The sequence below is a fragment of the Anaerococcus lactolyticus ATCC 51172 genome (genome assembly GCF_000156575.1).
GTDB classification, from domain to species: domain Bacteria; phylum Bacillota; class Clostridia; order Tissierellales; family Peptoniphilaceae; genus Anaerococcus; species Anaerococcus lactolyticus.
Map to the genome: position 1 here is coordinate 186,691 of NZ_GG666045.1, position 20,291 is coordinate 206,981.

Consider the following 20,291-nt stretch of genomic DNA (forward strand, 5'->3'; position numbering starts at 1 on the left):
GATGAATTTAGTTAAAAAGAAAAACATTAGCTATAAGGAACTTAAAAAAATTAAGTTAGGAGCAATATATTCTAAAGATTTAACAACATTTAGAGTTTTTGCACCAGATAGGGATAAGATAGACCTTGTTATAACTGATAACATAAAAGAAGTCAGAAGAAAAACATATCCGATGTCAAAAGATGATATGGGGATATTTTCAATAAGCCTAGCAGGGGATTACGATGGTTATTTTTATAATTATATTGTAGAAGATAAGTATGAAGTTACAGACCCATACGCATTTTCAGCGTCTATAAATTCTATGTATTCTGCAATCGTAAACCTTGAGGATACAGATCCAGAAGGCTTTAGGGAAAGCAAAATCCCAGAAATAAAAGAAAATGAAGCAATTATCTATGAGTTGAGTGTAAAAAACTATACATCGGATAAATCAAGTGGGGTATTTAATAGGGGTAAGTTCTTAGGTTTAGCAGAGACGAATACGTCATATAAAGGCGTAAGAACGGGAATTGATAATATTAAAGACCTGGGTGTTACACACGTTCAAATCCTTCCAATGTATGATTTTATAAGCGTTGATGAGGATAATTCTAAATTTTTCTGTGATGATAATTATAATTGGGGTTACGATCCTGAATTATATTTTGCACCTGAAGGTTCATACTCAACCGATCCAACTAATCCTAAATCTAGGATAAGAGAAGCTAAACAAATGGTCAAGGCCTTCCATGATAAGGGAATAGGTGTAATTATGGATGTGGTTTATAACCATACCTTTAAGACTGTTGATTCAAACTTAAATACCTTAGCTCCCCAATATTATCATAGGACAAATCCAGACCATAGCTTTTCTAACGGTTCAGGTTGTGGTAATGAACTTGCAAGTGAAAAACCTTTTGTGAGAAAATTAATAATAGATTCCTTAATTCATTGGGTTAAAGAGTATAAGATAGATGGTTTTAGATTCGACCTTATGGCATTAATTGATCTAGAAACAATAAGAATTGCAATCAGAGAATTAAGGAAGATAAACCCTAATATTATTATTTACGGTGAACCATGGATGGCTTTATCTTCTCCGCTAAGCTATGACCAGCAAATCTGGAAAGGTAAACAAAAATCAAATGGTTTTGGAGTATTTAACGATGATTTTAGGGATGCTATCAAGGGCGATGTAAATTCTTACGGCAAAGGATATATACAAGGTCTTTTCTATAATAAACATGCTATTGAAACCGGAATAAGAGGTTCAATTGATTATGGAAATGGTGATGGCTTTGCAGATGATGCAGCTGAGACAATCAATTATTTTAATTGTCATGATAATTTAATTATTTATGATAAGCTGGCTATTTCATTAGATGATACTAGAAATATTAATTCATATATAAAACTCGCTATGGGAATAATCATGCTTTCATTTGGCAAACCCTTTATATATGAAGGAAATGAATTTAACCATAGCAAAAAGAATGACTCGAACTCATATAATTCACCACTTTCAGTAAATGCTATAAAATGGGAACATAAAAAGAATAACATCGAGATTTTCAATTATACTAAAGATTTGATTGAATTGAGAAAAAATATTGAGGCCTTTAAATATACTAGTAAGGATGAGATAGAAAACAGACTTAAATTTATCGAAGGTTTAGAAGATAGTTTAATTGGATATATACTAGACAATAAGTATATTGTTCTTATAAATGCTAATGGGCATGATATGTTTGTAAGTTGGAATATATTAGACGAATATTTTAAGGTAAACAAGGATAAAAAAATTGTAAAGGTTTTTGATAAAGAGGGTATTAATAAAATAAGCTTAGAGGCGACTGACGGCTTAAGTCTTGAATCTTTGTCAGTAAATGTATATAAAATAGGAGATACTTATGGATTATAAGAAAAATTTTGAAATTTGGTACAAGGACGACAGGTTTGATGAGGAAACCAGAAAAGAATTAGAAGCTATTAAGAATAATGAAGACGAGATTAAAGATAGGTTTTATCAATCTTTAAAATTTGGAACAGCTGGTTTAAGAGGCAAACTTGGAGCTGGTACAAACAGAATGAATAAATACATGGTTGCTCAAGCTACTCAAGGTTTTGCAGATGCAATAGCAGAAGGTGGAGAAGAGGCTAAAAAACGTGGCGTTGCTATAGCTTATGACGTTAGACATAAGTCTCTAGAATTTTCTAAAATTGCAGCAGAAGTATTTGCAGCTAATGGCATAAAAGTTTATATTCATAAGGATATAGAGCTAACTCCTGTATGTTCATTTACTATTCGTGAGTTAGGATGCGTAGCTGGTGTAATGGTAACAGCTTCTCACAATCCTAGAGAATATAATGGTTACAAAGCTTATAATGAAGAAGGTAGCCAAATTATGGACCAAACAGCTAATAAGATTTTATCTTATATTGGTGATCATCCAGACTTTTTCGAAATACCTAGAAAAGATTTTGAGGAAGGTCTAAAAGAAGGAATAATTGAGTACGTTCCAGATGAAGTGATAGAAAAATATATGTCATTAATATTAGATTGCTCTATCAATGATAAGGGTATTGATAAGGATATTTGCGTTGTTTATTCACCACTAAACGGTACAGGTAATAAGCTAGTTAGAAGAATTCTTAAAGAAAGAAATTTCACTAATATCCATGTTGTAAAGGAACAGGAAAATCCTGATCCTGATTTTACTACAGTAGGTTATCCAAATCCAGAGGACCCAAAGGCCTTCAAGTATTCAGAAGAACTTGGTAAAAAAGTTGGTGCTGACTTACTTCTTGCGACAGATCCTGATGCTGATAGGTGTGCAGTGGAAGTTAGAGATAGAAATGGTGAATATCAATTCTTAACAGGAAATTTAATTGGAACACTCCTAACTCAATATATCTTATCAGGACTCGATGCTAAAGGTGAATTGCCAAAAAATCCAGCAGTTGTTAAATCTATAGTAACTACAGACCTTATTGCTCCAATTGCCAAAAAATATGGTGTTAAGAAATACGATGTTTTAACAGGGTTCAAAAACATTTATGATAAGGCAAATGAACTTGAAAGAAATAATTCGGGTAAGTTTGTTTTTGGTTTTGAAGAATCTATCGGTTACAATTATAAGGATTTCGTAAGAGATAAGGATGCTGTTACAGCTGCCATGTTGATAACCGAAATGACTGCTTACTATAAATCACAAGGTAAAACTCTTCTAGATGTAATAGAACAAATTTATAAAGAACATGGTTATTATTCTAATGAAGTTGTATCAATTGTGCTCGAAGGAGCTGATGGCCAAGCAAGAATTGGTAGAATAATGACAGATGTTAGAGAAAACCCTATTAAAGAAATTAATGGTGAAGAAGTTTCTAAAGTCATAGACTATCAAAATGATGAGACTGGTCTTCCAAAATCCAATGTTTTAAAATGCTATTTTAGCGACGATTCTTGGGTAACTTTAAGACCATCTGGTACAGAACCAAAAATAAAAATATATGTAAACGCAATTTCTGATTCTATGGACAAAGCCTTAGCAAAGAAAAATGCAATCGTTAAGTATATGGAAAGTTTAATCGATTCTATAAAATAATACGTTTATTTAAAATCTCAGGGTAAAACCTGAGATTTTTCTCTTGAAAACTTGAATTTCGATTAAAATATCATAATATATAGCCAAGGAGTATTAGATATATGGAAAAATTTTTTAGTGTAATTGATAAAATATTTTCAATTAATGTTTTTGGAAGCCTAACTTTATATCAATTACTATCGACAATATTAAAGTATATTTTTGTTTTCGTAGTTTTCTATTTTATTTACTCTATAATTAGAATAATATATTACGATGTTAGAACTACTTTAAAAAAAGAACAAGAATCAGATACTTATTTAAAATTGATAAATATAAATGATGGTTTTAGTTTTATGGTTCAAGAATATTATTTCATAGGTGAGGATAATACAATTGGCCGTGATGCAAGAAATACTATAAGCATAAATGATAAATACATGTCAAAATTTCATGCTAGAATTTTACAAGATGAAAATATGTATTTTCTTGAAGATTTAAAATCAGCAAATGGAACTTACTTAAATGATGAAAAAATAACAGATGCTATTGAACTTAAATCTGGGGATATCATTAGGCTTGGTTCGCTTAAATTCTTATTTATCCAAGGTGATCATGATGAATAGAACTTTTGATAAATTAGAAAAATCTATGATAATTACAAGAGCAAAAGCAAATTTAAACTTATTTTTATTTGAGTTTTTATCTTTGTCTTTAGCTATGATATTTAATATTAAAAATTTAACTAGTATGGATTTTTATACTTATCTAGCAATACTTATTGTAACTTTGCTTACATCTTTTTTGGTAGATAGGTTTACCAAGTCTGACAATATCTTGCTTTTGATTGTAAATATGTTATTTTCAATTGGGGTAGCCATTATATATAGACTTGACCCAAAACTTGGCAGAAGACAATTGCAAATCTATATTGTAGGTGTAATCCTATTTTTTATGACTTATTTTATTTTAAAATCTTATAAGAAATGGGATAAATTTATTTTATTTTACGCAGGCATTTCTATTGCTTTGTTCATATTTACATTGATTTTTGGTACCAATTTATATGGAGCAAAAAACTGGATTATAGTTGCACATAAATTTAGTATCCAGCCTTCAGAATTTATAAAGGTCCCTCTTGCTTTTTTTATTGCAAGCTTTTACACTAATTTTAATCAAATTAGCCTAAAACCCTTTGGAAGGTATTTTATGAATTTTATGATTTATGTATTCATAGGATTCTTATTTCTTCAAAAGGATTTGGGAACTGCGTTAATATTTTTTGGAGTCTTAATTTTAAGTCAATTTGTTTATGAAAAAGACAGGAAACTTATTTTTATAAATATGTTTTTTATGATAATAGGCTCTATCGTTGCTTATTTTCTATTTGGACACGTTAGGATTAGAGTTTCAACTTGGCTTGACCCATGGTCAGACATAGATGCAACAGGCTATCAAATTACCCAAGCCTTATTTGCTACCGCAAGTGGTGGTTTATTTGGGACTGGTATTGGTCTAGGTAGGCCTGACTATATTCCAGTAGCAGAATCAGATTTTATTTTCTCAGCTATTTGTGAAGAAATGGGAGTTTTTATGGGTGTAGGAGTTGTATTGTTATTTATGATACTCGTCTATAGAGCTTTAAAGATTTCTCTAACTCAACAAAATAAATTTTATTCTGTACTAGCCTTTTGTATAGGAATTTTATTTGCCTTACAGACTTTCATCATTCTTGGTGGTGTCCTTAAGCTTATTCCATTAACAGGAGTAACCCTACCATTTATTAGTCAAGGAGGCTCATCAATGTTATCTGGATTTATCCTTCTAGGATGCCTTCAATATTGTGGGGAAGAAATAAAAGAAGGAGGCAAGAGTGACAGATAATAGAGAAAATAAAAAAAGAATTACTGGTAAAAGTTTCATTGACAAAATAAAGGAACTTGAAGAAAAACAAAGATATAAGGAAAATAACCAATTAAAAGTCTTATCCAAATCAACCCTAAACAAAAGATTGGTATTTGTTATGATATTTTTTGTTTGTTTGTTTATGTTCCTAACCCTATATTTAGTCTATTTTCAACTATTTAAGGCAAAGTCCTTAGCAGAAAACTCTCATAATAGGAGACTTTGGCTTAATGAAGATTTAGTAAAAAGAGGAAGTATATACGATAAAAATGGAAATGTTTTAGCATTTAGCAAACAGGATGGATCTGGAAAGCAAGTAAGAATTTATAATTATCCAGAAGCATCAGCTCCAATTACAGGTTATTCTTCAACTACTTACGGTAAAACTGGTATTGAAAAATCCTATAATAAAGAACTACTCGCGATTAGCGGAGAAAACTTCAGTCAATTTAGGAAGATGGTTGTAAAAAAGGATACAGGAAATAACCTTCATCTAAGTGTTGATCAAAATATTCAAAATATTGTTTATAACTACCTTAGTGCTCACAAGGGGGCATGTGTAGTCATGAATCCGACAACTGGACAGGTTTTAGCAATGGTATCAACACCAAGTTTTAACCCAAATAGTCTCGATGATGATTGGAATAATCTAATTCAAACAGACGATGGAAGGCTTATTAATAGGGCTTGTTTAGGTTTATATAGGCCGGGTTCCACTTTTAAAATTATTACTTCTGCATCGATTTTAGATAATGACATTAATACTTCTTACAATGATAAAGGAAGTGAAATTGTCCAAGGCTATGAAATAAAAAACTTTGAAGACCAAATATTTGGTAGCTTGAATTTAAGGACAGCTTTCATTAATTCTGCTAACACATATTTTGCCAACAAAGCAGTAAAATTAGGTAGGGATAAATTAGCAAAAACTAGTGAGAATTTTGCTTTCAATAAAGACTATGAATTTGATTTGGATAAAAATAAGTCTGTTATACCTTTTAAGGATTTAAATCAAGCAGACCTTGCTATGACAGGTTTTGGTTATGGAAAAACTCAGGTTACTCCTTTGCATATGGCTATGGTTACATCAGCTATTGCCAATAATGGAGTTATGATGAAGCCAAGACTTGTGGATAAAATTACCAATAAGGAAAACGACGTTATCTTTGAAGCGGAAGATGAAATATTATCTAAGGCAACTAGTGAAACTACAGCAAATGCTATAAGAGATTTGATGGTAGAAGTAGTAAGAAATGGTACAGGAAGTGCGGCTTATATCGATTGGGTAAAGCTTGCTGGTAAAACAGGTACTGCTGATAAGGCAGATGGTAAAGTAGATGCATGGTTTGTTGGCTTTGCTCCTGCAGATGACCCCAAAATTGCTTTTGCTATCGTTATTGAAGATAGTCAAGGCACAGGTGGTGAAGTAGCTGCGCCTTTAGCAAGAAGAATCGTTAGAGACATTTTTAATACAATTTCATTTAATTAATTACATAAGCTTATTTTTAATATTAGTCCAGTAATGGTTTTTATTGAGAATAAGCTTATTTATTTTGTTTTGAGAAACACCAATCTTAATTTTATAGTCTTGGGTAAAAAATTCTTTTCCGTCAAATATAAAAACTGTGTGATAGTTATCTCTTTTTGAAACTGAAATTTCTACACTAGCATCATTGGGTAGAACAACAGGGCACTTTAAAGCCTTGTTAAGGTTTGAATAAACTGGAGCTACTGGTGTAAGCTGGTAGCCGTTGAGGGACTGGTGGAGGATTGCTCCTTTAGCTGAAAGATTATAAGCAGTTGATCCATGTGGGGTAGAGATTATTAGGCCATCACCTGAGTAGTACTCAATGAAGTTGCCATCAATAAAAACTTTTAGCCTAATTATCTGGTTTTTACTTGATTTTACAACCACTTCATTTATAGCATTAATTTTTTTGTTATTTATTTTAGATTCAAGCACTGTTAGCTCTTCAATAGAGTATTCTTTTTTTGAAAGAGCAGCTACAAATTCATCAAGCATATCAACTTCTATTTCCTGGTAAAAACCAAGATGGCCAGTATTAATTCCAATAAAAGGAATAGGTGAAAAATTAGTAAGGTGCACGGCATTTAAAAATGTTCCATCTCCACCAATTACAAGATTTAAAAAAGCGTTTTTGTTGTAATGGGTGCTAACTTGATACCCATTGCTTTGTAATATGTTTTTTACCTTATGAAAAATAGTATTTGTATATCTAGATTTGTTCTTAAAAATATTAATTATATTTGTCATATCATATCCTTTCGATTATATTATATCATAGGAGCTAGTATGAATTATATAAAATTTGAAAATTTTAGAAAAATAACCTTAAAGAAATTTTTGAAAGAAAAATCAATCTCTATTAGAGCATACCAAGATTTATTGAATGAAGGAATATTGGTCAATGACAGTAGTGTTCATAATAATATTAACTTGGGTAAAGGAGATATCGTAAAGATAAAAATTGACTCCGAAGATCTTGATTACGCACCTATTGAGGGAGAACTAAATATAGTATATGAAGATGAAAATATCATAGTCGTAAATAAACCTAGTGGGCTAACTGTTAATTCAAAAAATCAGTTAAGTCTTGCTAATTTACTAGCCTATTATTTTCAGAAAAATGATATTAAATCTAAAATAAGACTTATAAATAGGTTGGATATGAACACATCAGGATTAATGATGGTTGCTAAAAATAGATATGCTCAAGCTTATTACCAAAAACAAATTGAGGAAAACAAGACGCATAAAAAATATTTGGCCTATGTGGCTGGAGCACTTAATATAAATGAATTATTTAAAATAAATCTTGAATACGATGAAATTAGTAAGACTTATAGGAATAGCGAGAAAGGAAGACTTGCTATAACATATTTTAAAACCTTGTCTTGTGATGATGACTATTCACTTATAGAGTGTGATATAAAAACTGGAAAGACTCATCAAATCAGGGCTAGTCTTAGGAGTATGGGGCATCCTATAATCGGTGATAAACTTTATGGATCAGCTTATAATTTTGATCGTTTCTTACTACATTCTTTTTATTTATCATTTAAAGAATTTGTTGGTCAGGAAAGTATTATCCTTGAGAATTTGCCTGAATTCAAGCCTTTTTTACTTAAATTATGAAAAGATTATCTTGCAAAAAATTTTTAAATATACTATAATTAAATTATCCTAAGGTATAGGTCCAATTTAAACCTACAAACTTTATAAGGGATTGCGGAGTTCTAACTTTGATGGCAAGCCTCCAATGAGTGGAAGTCAGAGATTTTAGACAGCTTGCCCACCTTCACATACGGGAAGGTCTTAAGTTAAGGACCCCCTTAGGATAAATTTAAAGTTTTAAAATATTATTTTTGGGTAATAATTAATAAGACTAAAAATAAAGGAGAATGATATATGTCACTAGCAGATTATATTGAAAGTAAAGCAAAAGCTAAACAAAGGGAAATTAAGTACGAAATTTGGAAAGCTAAAAACCATGATTCGAGAATGAGAGGGCAAGGACTACTCGTTGGTGCCTTAGTTGGTGCTGCAGCAGGTATATTATTTGCTCCTAAATCTGGTAAGCAAACAAGAGAAGACATAAAAGAAGCATTTAATGATACTGTTGAAACAGTCAGAGATACAACATACGATGTGATAGATCAGGCAAAAGACGGTTATGAAGACTTGAAATATAGGGCATACACCGATCTTCAACCAATTAAGGATGGCCTAGAATATGGAGCTGAAGTAGCCAAAGATACAGGAAGACAAATCAAAGATGCTTCAAGAGAAGTGAAAGAATCACTTGCTGAAGGCGCTAAAGATGTTAAAGAAATAGTTAAGGAAAGCGCCGGAGAAATTTCAAAAGTAGCAGATGAAAAAAAAGAAGAAATTTCTAAAGAAGCTAAAGAAACTAAAGAAGCAGTTAAAGATAATGCTGAAGATTTAAAAGAAGAAGCTAAAGAAACAAAAGAAAAGGTAAAAGAGAACGATTTAAAAGTAAGACATAAGAATAATTAGTCAAGGAGATATAAATGAGTATAACTATAGATTTTAATCTTCTAGGCAATATTATTATTAGCGTTTTGGCTATCCTTGCATTGATATTTTTGGTGCTAGTCCTAGTTAAATTTAATAAATTATTAAATTGTTTGCAAGAGGTGCTTAACAAAAATTCGAGCAATATAGATAGTATTATAACAAAACTGCCACATCTAACCAATGAGGCAAGTGATCTTGTAACTAACTTAAACAGCGTAGTTACAGATCCAAATTTGAAGATGGCGATAGCAAAAGTCAATGATACTATGACAAGTGTTAATTCTATAGCTGATGATATAAAAGATACAGTAAATTATGTAGGAATAACAGCGGTTGATAGTGTAGATACTTTTGGAGCTGGAGTTGCATCAATTACTGACTATTCATCATTAATTATGGATGTAATAGACATTGTAAAAAACGTAATTGCAGGCTAATTTAAGACCGTCTTCTTGATGGTCTTTTATATAATGGAGGAAATATGGGACAACCAACAATCAAAGACGTAGCTAAGCTTGCAGGCGTATCTATATCTACTGTTTCAAGGGTAATGAATAATTCAAAACCTGTAAGTCCAGAAGCTAGAAGAAAAGTTTTAGATGCAATTAATAAGCTAGATTTCAAACCAAATGAACTTGCAAGATCACTAGTAATGAGAAAATCGAATCTAGTTGGTGTAATAGTAAAAGATATTGGTATTGAATATATGGCTCAACTAATAAGAGGAATTGAAGAAATAGGTAGGGTTTATAAATATGATATCTTACTTACAAGTTCCTATGGTGAAGACCAACAAGTTGAAAACTCAATAGATTTTCTTGCAACTAAACAGGTAGAAGGTCTTGTTATTATTACCGAAGATATTTCAACAGAAATATTGGTTAAACTTAGAGAGACAAGGATACCTTTTGTAATCCTAGATAAGTATCACAATTATAAAAATATAAAAACAGTTAAGGTAGACTATGAATCTGAAGAATATAAACTTATAAATAGTTTGACTAAAGCTGGACATGAAAATATATTATTAATTGCTGGCAAGGATCAAAATGTTATTAATGAGTCTATGATTAAGGGCTATGAAAATGCAGTTGGTAAGGATAAGTCATATATCCTTAGGATAGATGGCATGTCAAGCGATGAAGGATATGCAAATGCTGCTGAAGCAATTGATCTTATTAAGAAAGCAAACATTAGTGCAGTTGCCTGTGTCAATGATGAGATAGCTATAGGATTTATGAATTATTGTGTAGACCATGGTATCAAAGTTCCAGATGATTTATCAGTGGTGGGTTTTGGCGATAACAAGATTGCAAGTATTTACAGACCAAAACTAACTACAGTTTCTATCCCATATTATGATATCGGTGCAATTTCAATAAGAGCCTTGATTAAGAGAATTAAGCACGAGGCTGAAATTTTAGAAGATGACTGGATTATTGATGCTCAAATAAGTAAAAGAGAATCAACAAAGGTCATTAGGTAATTGTTGTTAATTTTTATAAAATATAGTAAAATATAAACGTAAATGAAAATTTAGGAGGAATTTTATGGCAGAAAGAACAGTTGTTGTTACAAACGAAACAGGTTTACACGCTAGACCAGCAGCATCATTAGTACAATTTGTAAAGAATTATCCAGGTGAAGTTACAATCATTAAAGAAGATAAAGAAGCTAATGCAAAGAGCATCTTCAATGTTATGAGCCTTGGTATTGCTAAAGGAACAGAAATTAAACTAATCGTTGAAGGCGATGATGAAGAAAAATTCGCTGATGAATTAGTTGAATTTGTTGAGAATTTAGCTGAATAAAATCAAGTCTATAAAGGATACTTTTAAAGTATCCTTTTTTTAAAATTATTATTAATTCAAAGGAGAATAAGTTATATGACTAAAAGATATGAAGGAATAAAGGCTAGTACTGGATATGCTATTGGCAAGATCTATTTATTTACTAGGGAAAAAATTGAGGTCAATCAAGCATCAATAAGTCCAGATTCAGCTGATAGTGAATATCAAAAAGTGAAAGATGCAATAAATGCTTATTTTGATGATTTAAGCAACCTCGACAACCCTACTGAAGCCCAACAAAATATTGCAAATGCCCATAAAGAATTGCTCCAAGATCCATACTTCTCAGACACCATAGAGAGTAAAATCAAAAACGAAAATAAAAACAGTGAACTTGCACTTGATGAAACTATAAGAGAAATGGTAGAAATCATGAGCGCGTTGGATGATGAATATCTAAAAGAACGTGCAAGTGATTACCAAGACATTGGTTTCCAAGTTATGTATAAATTGAAGGGTATCAAGCCTAAAGACCTTTCAAAATTAGAAAAAGGAAGCATTATTATATCTAAAGAGCTTACACCTTCTGATACAGCAAATATGGATAAGGAAGCTGTAGTAGGATTTGCTACAGACTTAGGTGGTAAGACAAGTCATACTTCTATAATTGCTCAAACTCTTGATATGCCTGCTCTTGTTGGTATGGCGGATGTATCTACAAAACTAAAAGGTGGGGAAAAAGCGATTATTGATGGTTATGAGGGAATATTAATTATAAACCCAAGTGACGATGAAGTAGCTAAATATGAAAAATTAATCGCAGAACTAAAAGAAAAGAAGGAAAGACTTAAAAATATCAAAGACTTGCAAGCTGTCACAACAGATGGTAAACACATAGAAGTTTCTGCGAACATTGGCAATATAGAAGATTTAAAACTTGCTATAGAAAATGGATGTGACGGTGTCGGTCTATTTAGAACCGAGTTTTTATATATGGAAAGTTCCGAATTCCCAAGTGAAGAAGTCCAATTTGCAGTTTATAAAGAAGCAACTGAAATGCTTGGTAAAAAACCACTAATTATTAGAACACTTGATATTGGTGGCGATAAGGGATTAGATTATTTTAAATTCCCTGTTGAAGAAAATCCATTCTTAGGCTACAGGGCAATTCGTCTATGTCTTGACAAGGAAGATATATTTAGAACACAATTAAGAGCCTTAGTAAGGGCTTCTGCCTTTGGCAATCTAAAAATAATGATTCCATTTGTAGTTAATATAGACGAGCTTAAAAAGTCAATTGAATTAATTGAAGAAATTAAGAAGGACCTTGATAAGGAAGGAATTGCTTATAACAAAGACCTTGATGTAGGAATCATGGTTGAAACTTCTGCATCAATAATAATGGCTGATAAGTTTATAAAATATGCAGATTTCTTCTCAATAGGTACAAATGACTTAACTCAATACACCTTGGCAGTAGATAGAGGAAATGAAAATATAGCACATATGTATTCAAACTATAATCCTGCCGTTCTTAGAGCTATCAAACATGTTATTGATGTATCTCACGAAGCAGGAAAATGGACAGGAATGTGTGGAGCTTTTGCGGCAGATACAGAAGCTACAAAACTTCTTCTTGGTTTAGGCCTTGATGAATTTTCAGGTTCATCTGCAAAAATTGCTGAGATTAAGGATACAATAATTAAGTCAAGTCAAAAAGAAGAGAAATTATTTGCTGAAAAAGCGATTGATTTGGAACTTGCTTCAGAAGTTGAAGCTTTAGTAAAAGAACATAACAAATAAGGATTTTAAAATGACTAGTGATATTAGAAATATCCTAGGTCATACTAATATTTTTAATAATCAAGATAAAGTCAATAGTATCGAAAAAATTGGCTCTAGTAAATACAAAGTAGAGAAGGATGATAAGTATTATGTATTCTCCTTCTATGACTTAAACCAATTTGATGACTTTGAAAATGAAGATCTTGTTAATGAAGTGCTAGCTCATGCAGGACTAAATCCACTTACTATTTATGAAAAAGGCATAATGCCTGATATAGAAAAATCTTATAAGGTTTATGAATATAGAAATGAAATAGCTTTAAAAGATTATCTTGAAAAGGCAAGTGACCAAGATCAAGAGAAGGTAGGAACTGAGTTTGGTCTTGCCTTGAGAAAACTTCATGGTATAAAAGCTCAAGACCCAGTAGACTGGCAGAAAGAATTTTTGATAGTCTCAAATAAAATTTTTTACATGCATGGGTTAAATGAGATTGGTGACGATGACTATATATTGATTGATTATATCAATGCCAACAAACATCTTACCGAAAATACTGCCATTAACTTACTATATAAAAATATTAGTGATAAAAACATTAGGATATACAACGAGAATTCCTTAGACTTAAGAGGTATCAAAAAACTTGAATACGGGGATGGTATAATTGATTTTGTTGAGATAAATAGAATAGCTATTACTTATCCATTATTTGCAAAAGCAGCCTTGAAAGCTTATCATAATGGGGAAAAACCTGCAAGAAAGTTTTATCGATTATTAAGTCTTTATCAAGCAACAACCATTTTAGAAAGCATAATAAATTTGAGAAATAAATCAGATTCTACGCTTACACCTGAAGAGGTGGATGGTTTATTAGAAATGTATGATAATTTTAATAGAATAACACCAAAATGGGTTGATTAAATTTAAGGTGGCTTTAGAAATTTTTCCTAACACAAAGAATTAACAAAGATAAATATAAAATGTTAACTTAATGAAGGATTTTATTTCTATAAGCCACCTTTTAATTGGAGTTTATTGAATAAATCTCTATTTTATGATAACATTTTATTATAATATAAGGAGGTTGTATGAAAAAATACCTATGGATTTTAATTGGATCCTTGCTTATAGCTGGTGGATTATATTTTTTCTTACTAAGCCATGATATTGCAGCTGGTGGAATATCTGGATTTGCTCTGGTGGTTTCAGAAGCCTTGCCAGTATTAAATTTAGGTATGGTAAACTTAGTACTTAATGTAGTTGTACTAATTGCAGGAATGATTTTTATTGGATTTGAATTTGCAAAGAAATCACTAATATCTTCAATGGCAGTATCAGCATATATACTAGTTTTCGAAAAAATGCTTCCTAACGTAAATCTAGGAAATGATAAGATAATAAACATAATATTCGGATCAATAGTTGTTTCGTTAGGACTTGCTATAGTTTTTAATCATGAAGCATCCTCCGGTGGAACTGACTTAATTGCAGCAATTTTCAATAAATATTTCAATGTGCCCCTACATGTCTGTTTGTTTTGTGCAGATTTTATAGTGGTATTGCTATCAGCATTTATATTCGGTACAGAATTAGCCATGTACGCTACCCTCGCAATAATGATACAATCCATAGGTTTTGATTATTTCATGCAAGGCTTTGGTAGAAAAATCTCAATTATGGTTATATCCGATAAATACATAGATATTAATGAAATGCTGGTTAATAAACACGCTAAGGGCGTAACCTTGCTTGAAGCAGAAGGTGGTTATTCTCATAAGGACAAAAAAGTAATTATGACAATCACCAGTATCAGAACATTTCCAGCTATCAAGGATGATATATTACAAATAGATGATAGGGCCTTTATATTTACTTCAACTATTTCTGAAGTATTGGGCGAAGGCTTTACCTTTAATCAATTAAATTAGGAGAATTATTATAAAAGAGTTTACAATAAAGAGATTTACAAAAAATAAAGCATATTTAAAAACTAAATTTGGGGATGCTGTTATTGATAAGGAGCAAGTAAAAGACCTTAGACAAGACGATAAAGTCGAAGCCTACTTATATCGCGACTTAAATGAAGTTCTAAGAGCGAGCAGAGATCTGCCATATAAACCAGGGAAGGTTTATTCTTTAAAAGCAGTAGAAATCACTAAGAAGGGTGTATACTTTGAAATAAAAGGAGGACATGCTTTTTTACCTTTTGAAGAAAGGACTTATAAGATTATCAAAGATATGGTTTATCCACTATCTTTCAAAGAAGATGATGGTTATCTCTACCTTACAACAAAAATAAGAGAACTCTTAACAAATGATCATGATTATAAAGAAAATGATGAGGTTAAAGGGAGGATTTATTCTATAAATAAATCTATAGGTGCCTTTGTAGTTTTAGATGATAAATATGATTCATTAATAAGAATTAAAGAACTTAAGGGTGTATATATTGAAGGTGAAGAGATAACTGCTAGGGTCAAAGAAGTAAAAAATGATGGCAAAATCGAACTTACTCTAAGGCAAAGAGCTTATCTAGAAATAGATAATGATAGCGACAAGATACTTGATTATTTATATCAAAACGGTGGCTTTGCTGATGTATCTGATAATTCATCACCTGAAAAAATTTTTTCTTATTTTGCGATGAGTAAGTCTGCTTTTAAAAGAGCAATTGGTCGTTTGTATAAGAATAAGGATATAAAAATTTATAAAAATAGAATCGAATTAAATGAAAGGTAAATATGGATAATAACAATAAACTATTAGCTGAAGTAAACGGCAAGAAAATTTACAGAAATGATGTGATTTCCTTCATGCACAATATTGAAGGTGGAGCAAGGTTTCAAAATGAAGAAGGTATAAAGGTTTTAGCTGATGAGATGGTAAACCAAGAGATAATTCTTGCCGATGCTTATAAAAATAAATTAGACGATGAAGATGAGTTTAAAAATGAACTTAAACTTGTTAAAGATAATATGCTTAAAAATTATGCAATGCATAAGATTTTTGAAGCTGTAAATCCTACTGACGATGATTTAAAAAAATATTATGAAGATAATAAGGAATTAATTAGTCCTAATAAAACATATACAGCAAGTCATATCTTAGTTGATGATATAGACAAGGCAAATAAAATTTATGAAGAAATTAAATTAGGATTAGATTTTAAAGAGGCAGCAAAAAAATATTCTAAAGATCCATCTGCCGCTAGTGGTGGTTCCCTTGGAACCTTTCCTAAGGGTGTAATGGTAAAAGAATTTCAAGATGGACTTGATAGTTTGGAAATTGGTGAAATATCAAAACCTGTGAAGTCCCAATTTGGATATCATATAATAAAACTTGAAGATATACAAAACGAAGAACCAAAAGCTTTTGATGAAGTAAAAGAACAAGTTTACCAAACATATTTAATGGTAAAAAGACAAGAAAAATATTTAGAAAAATTAAAAGAAATCTCAAAAAATGCAGAGGTTAAAAAATATTACTAGGTAGGCCATATGGCGCATGATTATGGAAATTCAAATTTGAAAAATTATATAGATCAAATCAAGTCGAGTCTTAGTGCATCTAATAAAAAACCAACTATAGTAGGCACAATTATAAAAGCGGCTGAGGAATCTTCATGCAAGATTATTAAATTAGGACAAACCTTATATATTAAGAAAGGTGACAACCCTTTGGCCCTTTTTCACTTAAATATTGATAATGCATCAGATGTGCCTTTTAGTATAACTGACTTTGAGGATGAAAATTCTATTGCGAGTAAAGCTAATTTTAATTTGATTTCATCTGCTATTGTGATTAATAATCTCTTGTTAAATTCAGATAAATCTTTTGATGTCTTAATATCGCATAGCAATATTCAATCAAATATAGAAGACTATAGCGAAGTAAGCGCTGTCTTAAGAACAAATAATATAATTAACTTAAACTTAAGACAAGCAGATGTAATCGCTGATGAATTTTCTAGCCTATTATTATCATTAATAACAGTCCCTGTGAGTAGATTTAAGCCAGAATATCCTTATAAGACTTATAGACTTTCACTAAATAATTTAATGGGTGGCCATGCTGGAGATAATATTAACAAGGTTAGGAAAAATTCTATTAAAATGATTATAGGATTTTTTAGAAAACTCAAATCAAAAGTTGACATAGAGATGTTATCTTTTTGTGGAGGGGATAGATACGATAATGTGCCTTCGTCTGCAGAGCTGGAATTTATAATTAATCCAGACTATGAAAGCGACTTGCTAAATGCTTTTGAGATATTAAAAAATGATGCTATAGAGAAAAATCTCCGTTATGAGCCTGATATGATATTCACATGTGAAGAAGTTGAAAATAAAGAGTTAGCACCAATTACTGGTGAATCATTTAATCAACTTGCATCATTTGTTGAATTATGTCCATCTGGACCATTTACGGTTAGCAGCATTGATGATCAGGTTATTTCATCTTCAAATTTGGCTACTAGCAGAAGCTTAAAGAGAACTATTAATATGATTTTAGTCTTTAGGTCACTAACTGAAGAGGGCATGAGGCAAATGTTAGAAAAAAGTTCTATAGCTGCAGATATTGCTAATTCTAAGCTTGAAAAGAAATTTTTCATTCCTAGTTGGAAGAATCAAGATAAATCTTTGACAAATGTTTTTAGCAAGGCTTATAAAGACCTTAACGATAATGATTTGGAGATTATAAGAACACAGTATTCACTTGATTCTAGTCTGGTTTTCAAAAATTTAAATGTGAAGATAGTATCATTAGGGGTAAAATATAAGCAAGATGATCAATATTTTTATACTCAGATAGATGAAATTTCAAGAGTGATAAATCTAATTGAACATGTTTTAGAAATACTTAAAGAAAACAAGGAGAAACAATGACAGAAACATTTAATATTCATGGTCATGAGGTAGTATTTAATAAAAATCAAGGCAAGGCAGTAATAGAAATTCAATTAGGCGAAACAGAAGAAGAATGTATCTTAATAGATATTTTTAGTGTTGATGACAAAGAATATATTGCTTTACTATCTGGTGAATCATCTGAGATTTACTTATTTAGATATACTGATATCTATGGTGAAGATAATATTGATTTAACAATGATTGATGATGAAGATGAAGTTGATGAAGTTTTCCATATATTTAGCCATTATTGGACTGATGATATGATAGATGACTTAATATGTGAGTATGAAGAAGAGGTTAACTCAGAGAAATAAAAAATGACCGGAGTTTATTATAAGGTCAGCGACTATTATAAGGATACTTATAAGGAAAAAGTATATAAATTACCAATTAAATTGCCTCTAACATGTCCTAATAGAGATGGGGCTTGTGGTTTTGGTGGTTGCATATACTGTTCAGAAACTGGGGGCTCTTATGAAAACCTTGATTCGAGTCTTTCTGTTGAGGAACAACTAAGCAAAAATAGAGACTATATCACAAATAGGTATAAGGCTAAAAAGTTTATTGCTTATTTTCAAAACTTTTCAAACACGTATATGTCTTTAAATGATTTCAAGTCATATATTAAAGCCTGCGATAAAGACTATATCGTTGGAGTTTCTATCGCTACTAGAAGTGATTGTATAACTGAAGATAAGCTTAAGTTTTTATATGATTGGAAAAATATAACTGGTATCGATATTACGATAGAGCTAGGGCTACAAACTGCGAATTATAAAACTCTTAAAATATTAAATAGGGGCGAAAGCCTAGCAGATTTCATTTTAGCTTGCAATCTTATTAATAAGTATGACTTTAGAATTTCAACCCATGTAATTTTAGCTTTACCTTGGGATGATATTAATGATACAATAGAGACAGCAAGAATATTAAATGCCTTGAATGTAAAAGAAGTAAAGATTCATTCACTATTTATAGCGAAAAATACTAAACTTGCTCAAATGTATAATACAGGGCAAATTGTATTGAAAACTAAGGAAGAATATCAGAAAAATGTTGTTGAATTTTTAAGACATATTGATTCTCGCTGTGCTATAGCTAGACTAGTAGGTAGAGCTCCAGAAGAAGATACGATATTCTGTAATTGGGATAGGTCTTGGTGGCTTATTAGAGATGAGATTGTTTCTTTTATGGAAGAAAACTCAATAAAGCAAGGCGACAAAAACAAACAAATAATTTACGAAAAAATAAAGGGGGATAAATTATGATTTATTTAGTAGTTGGTGAACAAGGAACAGGAAAAACAAAATATCTTGTGGAAGAAGCTAATCATGAAAAAGAGCTTGGCAATTCAAATATTGTATTTGTAGATACTGATGACAGTCAAGTTAGGATTCTAGATCACAAGATTAGGTTAATTAATGCCAAATCTTATAAGATTTCTAATATAGAGGCATTAATCGGATTTGTATCTGGCATTCTTGCTCGTGATTATGATATAGGAAAGATTTATATTGATGGTATCTATGATGAAGTAAATATAAATGAGGAAAATATCAAAGATCTAATTGAAAGATTAGATAGTTTATCAGAATATTCTAAATCAGATATTTACCTAGGATTAGATTGGAGAAAAGAAGACGTTCCTCAAATAGGCCATGCAGAAATAATTGAACTTAAATTAGAGGATTAATTTAAACCGTCTCTTTGAGACGGTTTTTTATTATGATTATTGAAAAGAAAAAATTAGATTTATTTGAAAATTGGAGATTGGAGTCTATTGACTTATTATCTAGTGGAAAAATAAACAAGGATGAGTTTTTAGATAGGAATTATAAGTTTCTAGTAGAATTAGGTCTTAAGCCTTTTTCAAATATTAGACAACTTGAGGAAGGTATTTATAACTATCAATACTATAATATAATGGCTAAATTTGCAAATTCAAAGGCTTTTAAATATCAAAATTTTCCCAAAAAGAAAAAACTTTACTCAAAATTAATTAACGATAGAGAAAATTTTTATTACTTAAAAGATATAGCTACTGAATTTATAATAAATCTAGTTGGGTTTGATAATATAGAGTCATATTTTATAAATTTAAATTCAAAAAGACTTACTGGTCAAATTTTTGAAATATCTGTTAAATCCTGCGATCGACTTATACTCCATTCTAAAAATAAGAAATTATTAAGTATGTTACGAGATGGTAATGCTTTTTGTGAACAAGTGCGTGAATCTCTCATAGATTCTTATGTAAATAGAAGTTATTAA

Annotated in this window: 21 protein-coding genes; 20 read left to right on the plus strand and 1 reads right to left on the minus strand. The window is 30.7% G+C overall.

Annotated features, from left to right (window positions below; genetic code table 11):
- The first annotated feature begins 1 nt into the window (after position 1).
- The 5 genes from pulA to HMPREF0072_RS03460 all read left to right on the plus strand — a co-directional run bounded on the left by pulA (position 2) and on the right by HMPREF0072_RS03460 (position 6,960).
- The gene (pulA, locus tag HMPREF0072_RS03440; RefSeq protein WP_004827421.1) at positions 2 to 1,903 is read left to right on the plus strand and encodes a type I pullulanase; all 1,902 of its coding nucleotides are present in this window, start codon (positions 2 to 4) and stop codon (positions 1,901 to 1,903) included.
- A complete protein-coding gene (locus HMPREF0072_RS03445; RefSeq protein ID WP_004827422.1) occupies positions 1,893 to 3,587 on the plus strand; it encodes a phospho-sugar mutase in 1,695 nt (564 codons plus the stop codon). The genes pulA and HMPREF0072_RS03445 overlap by 11 nt, the downstream gene beginning before the upstream one ends.
- Before the next feature lie 101 nt (positions 3,588 to 3,688).
- Positions 3,689 to 4,192, plus strand: coding sequence for an FHA domain-containing protein (locus tag HMPREF0072_RS03450; RefSeq protein ID WP_004827423.1), 504 nt, complete (start codon positions 3,689 to 3,691; stop codon positions 4,190 to 4,192).
- Complete coding sequence (locus HMPREF0072_RS03455) at positions 4,182 to 5,450, plus strand: FtsW/RodA/SpoVE family cell cycle protein (protein WP_004827424.1); 1,269 nt, start codon at positions 4,182 to 4,184, stop codon at positions 5,448 to 5,450. Before HMPREF0072_RS03450 ends, HMPREF0072_RS03455 begins: the two co-directional genes overlap by 11 nt.
- Complete coding sequence (locus tag HMPREF0072_RS03460; RefSeq protein WP_004827425.1) at positions 5,440 to 6,960, plus strand: peptidoglycan D,D-transpeptidase FtsI family protein; 1,521 nt, start codon at positions 5,440 to 5,442, stop codon at positions 6,958 to 6,960. The genes HMPREF0072_RS03455 and HMPREF0072_RS03460 overlap by 11 nt, the downstream gene beginning before the upstream one ends.
- Here HMPREF0072_RS03460 and HMPREF0072_RS03465 read toward each other — a convergent pair whose 3' ends face one another.
- A complete protein-coding gene (locus HMPREF0072_RS03465; protein ID WP_004827426.1) occupies positions 6,961 to 7,746 on the minus strand; it encodes an NAD(+)/NADH kinase in 786 nt (261 codons plus the stop codon).
- Between the two features lie 39 nt (positions 7,747 to 7,785).
- Here HMPREF0072_RS03465 and HMPREF0072_RS03470 point away from each other — a divergent pair, with 39 nt between their 5' ends.
- From HMPREF0072_RS03470 to HMPREF0072_RS03540, 15 genes are all read left to right on the plus strand, one after another.
- Positions 7,786 to 8,628 (plus strand): RluA family pseudouridine synthase, encoded by an 843-nt coding sequence (locus HMPREF0072_RS03470; protein WP_039931073.1) that lies wholly within the window; start codon positions 7,786 to 7,788, stop codon positions 8,626 to 8,628.
- Positions 8,629 to 8,901: 273 nt separating this feature from the next.
- Positions 8,902 to 9,510 carry a YtxH domain-containing protein gene (locus HMPREF0072_RS03475; RefSeq protein ID WP_004827428.1) on the plus strand — a complete coding sequence of 203 codons (609 nt, stop codon included), beginning with the start codon at positions 8,902 to 8,904 and terminating at the stop codon, positions 9,508 to 9,510.
- Between the two features lie 14 nt (positions 9,511 to 9,524).
- A complete protein-coding gene (locus HMPREF0072_RS03480; RefSeq protein ID WP_004827429.1) occupies positions 9,525 to 9,968 on the plus strand; it encodes a hypothetical protein in 444 nt (147 codons plus the stop codon).
- 44 nt (positions 9,969 to 10,012) lie between these two features.
- A complete protein-coding gene (locus tag HMPREF0072_RS03485; protein WP_004827430.1) occupies positions 10,013 to 11,017 on the plus strand; it encodes a LacI family DNA-binding transcriptional regulator in 1,005 nt (334 codons plus the stop codon).
- 64 nt (positions 11,018 to 11,081) lie between these two features.
- Complete coding sequence (locus HMPREF0072_RS03490; protein WP_004827431.1) at positions 11,082 to 11,342, plus strand: HPr family phosphocarrier protein; 261 nt, start codon at positions 11,082 to 11,084, stop codon at positions 11,340 to 11,342.
- A 75-nt stretch (positions 11,343 to 11,417) separates the two neighbouring features.
- Complete coding sequence (ptsP, locus tag HMPREF0072_RS03495) at positions 11,418 to 13,124, plus strand: phosphoenolpyruvate--protein phosphotransferase (protein ID WP_004827432.1); 1,707 nt, start codon at positions 11,418 to 11,420, stop codon at positions 13,122 to 13,124.
- 10 nt (positions 13,125 to 13,134) lie between these two features.
- Positions 13,135 to 14,028 carry a hypothetical protein gene (locus tag HMPREF0072_RS03500; RefSeq protein WP_004827433.1) on the plus strand — a complete coding sequence of 298 codons (894 nt, stop codon included), beginning with the start codon at positions 13,135 to 13,137 and terminating at the stop codon, positions 14,026 to 14,028.
- 167 nt (positions 14,029 to 14,195) lie between these two features.
- Positions 14,196 to 15,035, plus strand: coding sequence for a YitT family protein (locus tag HMPREF0072_RS03505; RefSeq protein ID WP_004827434.1), 840 nt, complete (start codon positions 14,196 to 14,198; stop codon positions 15,033 to 15,035).
- Between the two features lie 310 nt (positions 15,036 to 15,345).
- Positions 15,346 to 15,846 (plus strand): S1 RNA-binding domain-containing protein, encoded by a 501-nt coding sequence (locus HMPREF0072_RS12430; RefSeq protein ID WP_004827435.1) that lies wholly within the window; start codon positions 15,346 to 15,348, stop codon positions 15,844 to 15,846.
- Between the two features lie 2 nt (positions 15,847 to 15,848).
- Positions 15,849 to 16,595, plus strand: a complete 747-nt coding sequence (locus HMPREF0072_RS03515) for a peptidylprolyl isomerase (RefSeq protein ID WP_004827436.1) — start codon at positions 15,849 to 15,851, stop codon at positions 16,593 to 16,595.
- 9 nt (positions 16,596 to 16,604) lie between these two features.
- Positions 16,605 to 17,993 carry a zinc-binding metallopeptidase family protein gene (locus HMPREF0072_RS03520; RefSeq protein ID WP_004827437.1) on the plus strand — a complete coding sequence of 463 codons (1,389 nt, stop codon included), beginning with the start codon at positions 16,605 to 16,607 and terminating at the stop codon, positions 17,991 to 17,993.
- Positions 17,990 to 18,334 (plus strand): DUF1292 domain-containing protein, encoded by a 345-nt coding sequence (locus tag HMPREF0072_RS03525; RefSeq protein ID WP_004827438.1) that lies wholly within the window; start codon positions 17,990 to 17,992, stop codon positions 18,332 to 18,334. Before HMPREF0072_RS03520 ends, HMPREF0072_RS03525 begins: the two co-directional genes overlap by 4 nt.
- A gap of 3 nt (positions 18,335 to 18,337) precedes the next feature.
- Positions 18,338 to 19,288 carry a tRNA modification radical SAM protein MnmL/YtqA gene (mnmL, locus tag HMPREF0072_RS03530; RefSeq protein ID WP_004827439.1) on the plus strand — a complete coding sequence of 317 codons (951 nt, stop codon included), beginning with the start codon at positions 18,338 to 18,340 and terminating at the stop codon, positions 19,286 to 19,288.
- Positions 19,285 to 19,713 (plus strand): hypothetical protein, encoded by a 429-nt coding sequence (locus HMPREF0072_RS03535; protein ID WP_004827440.1) that lies wholly within the window; start codon positions 19,285 to 19,287, stop codon positions 19,711 to 19,713. Before mnmL ends, HMPREF0072_RS03535 begins: the two co-directional genes overlap by 4 nt.
- A gap of 32 nt (positions 19,714 to 19,745) precedes the next feature.
- Positions 19,746 to 20,291, plus strand: a complete 546-nt coding sequence (locus HMPREF0072_RS03540) for a DUF6648 family protein (protein WP_004827441.1) — start codon at positions 19,746 to 19,748, stop codon at positions 20,289 to 20,291.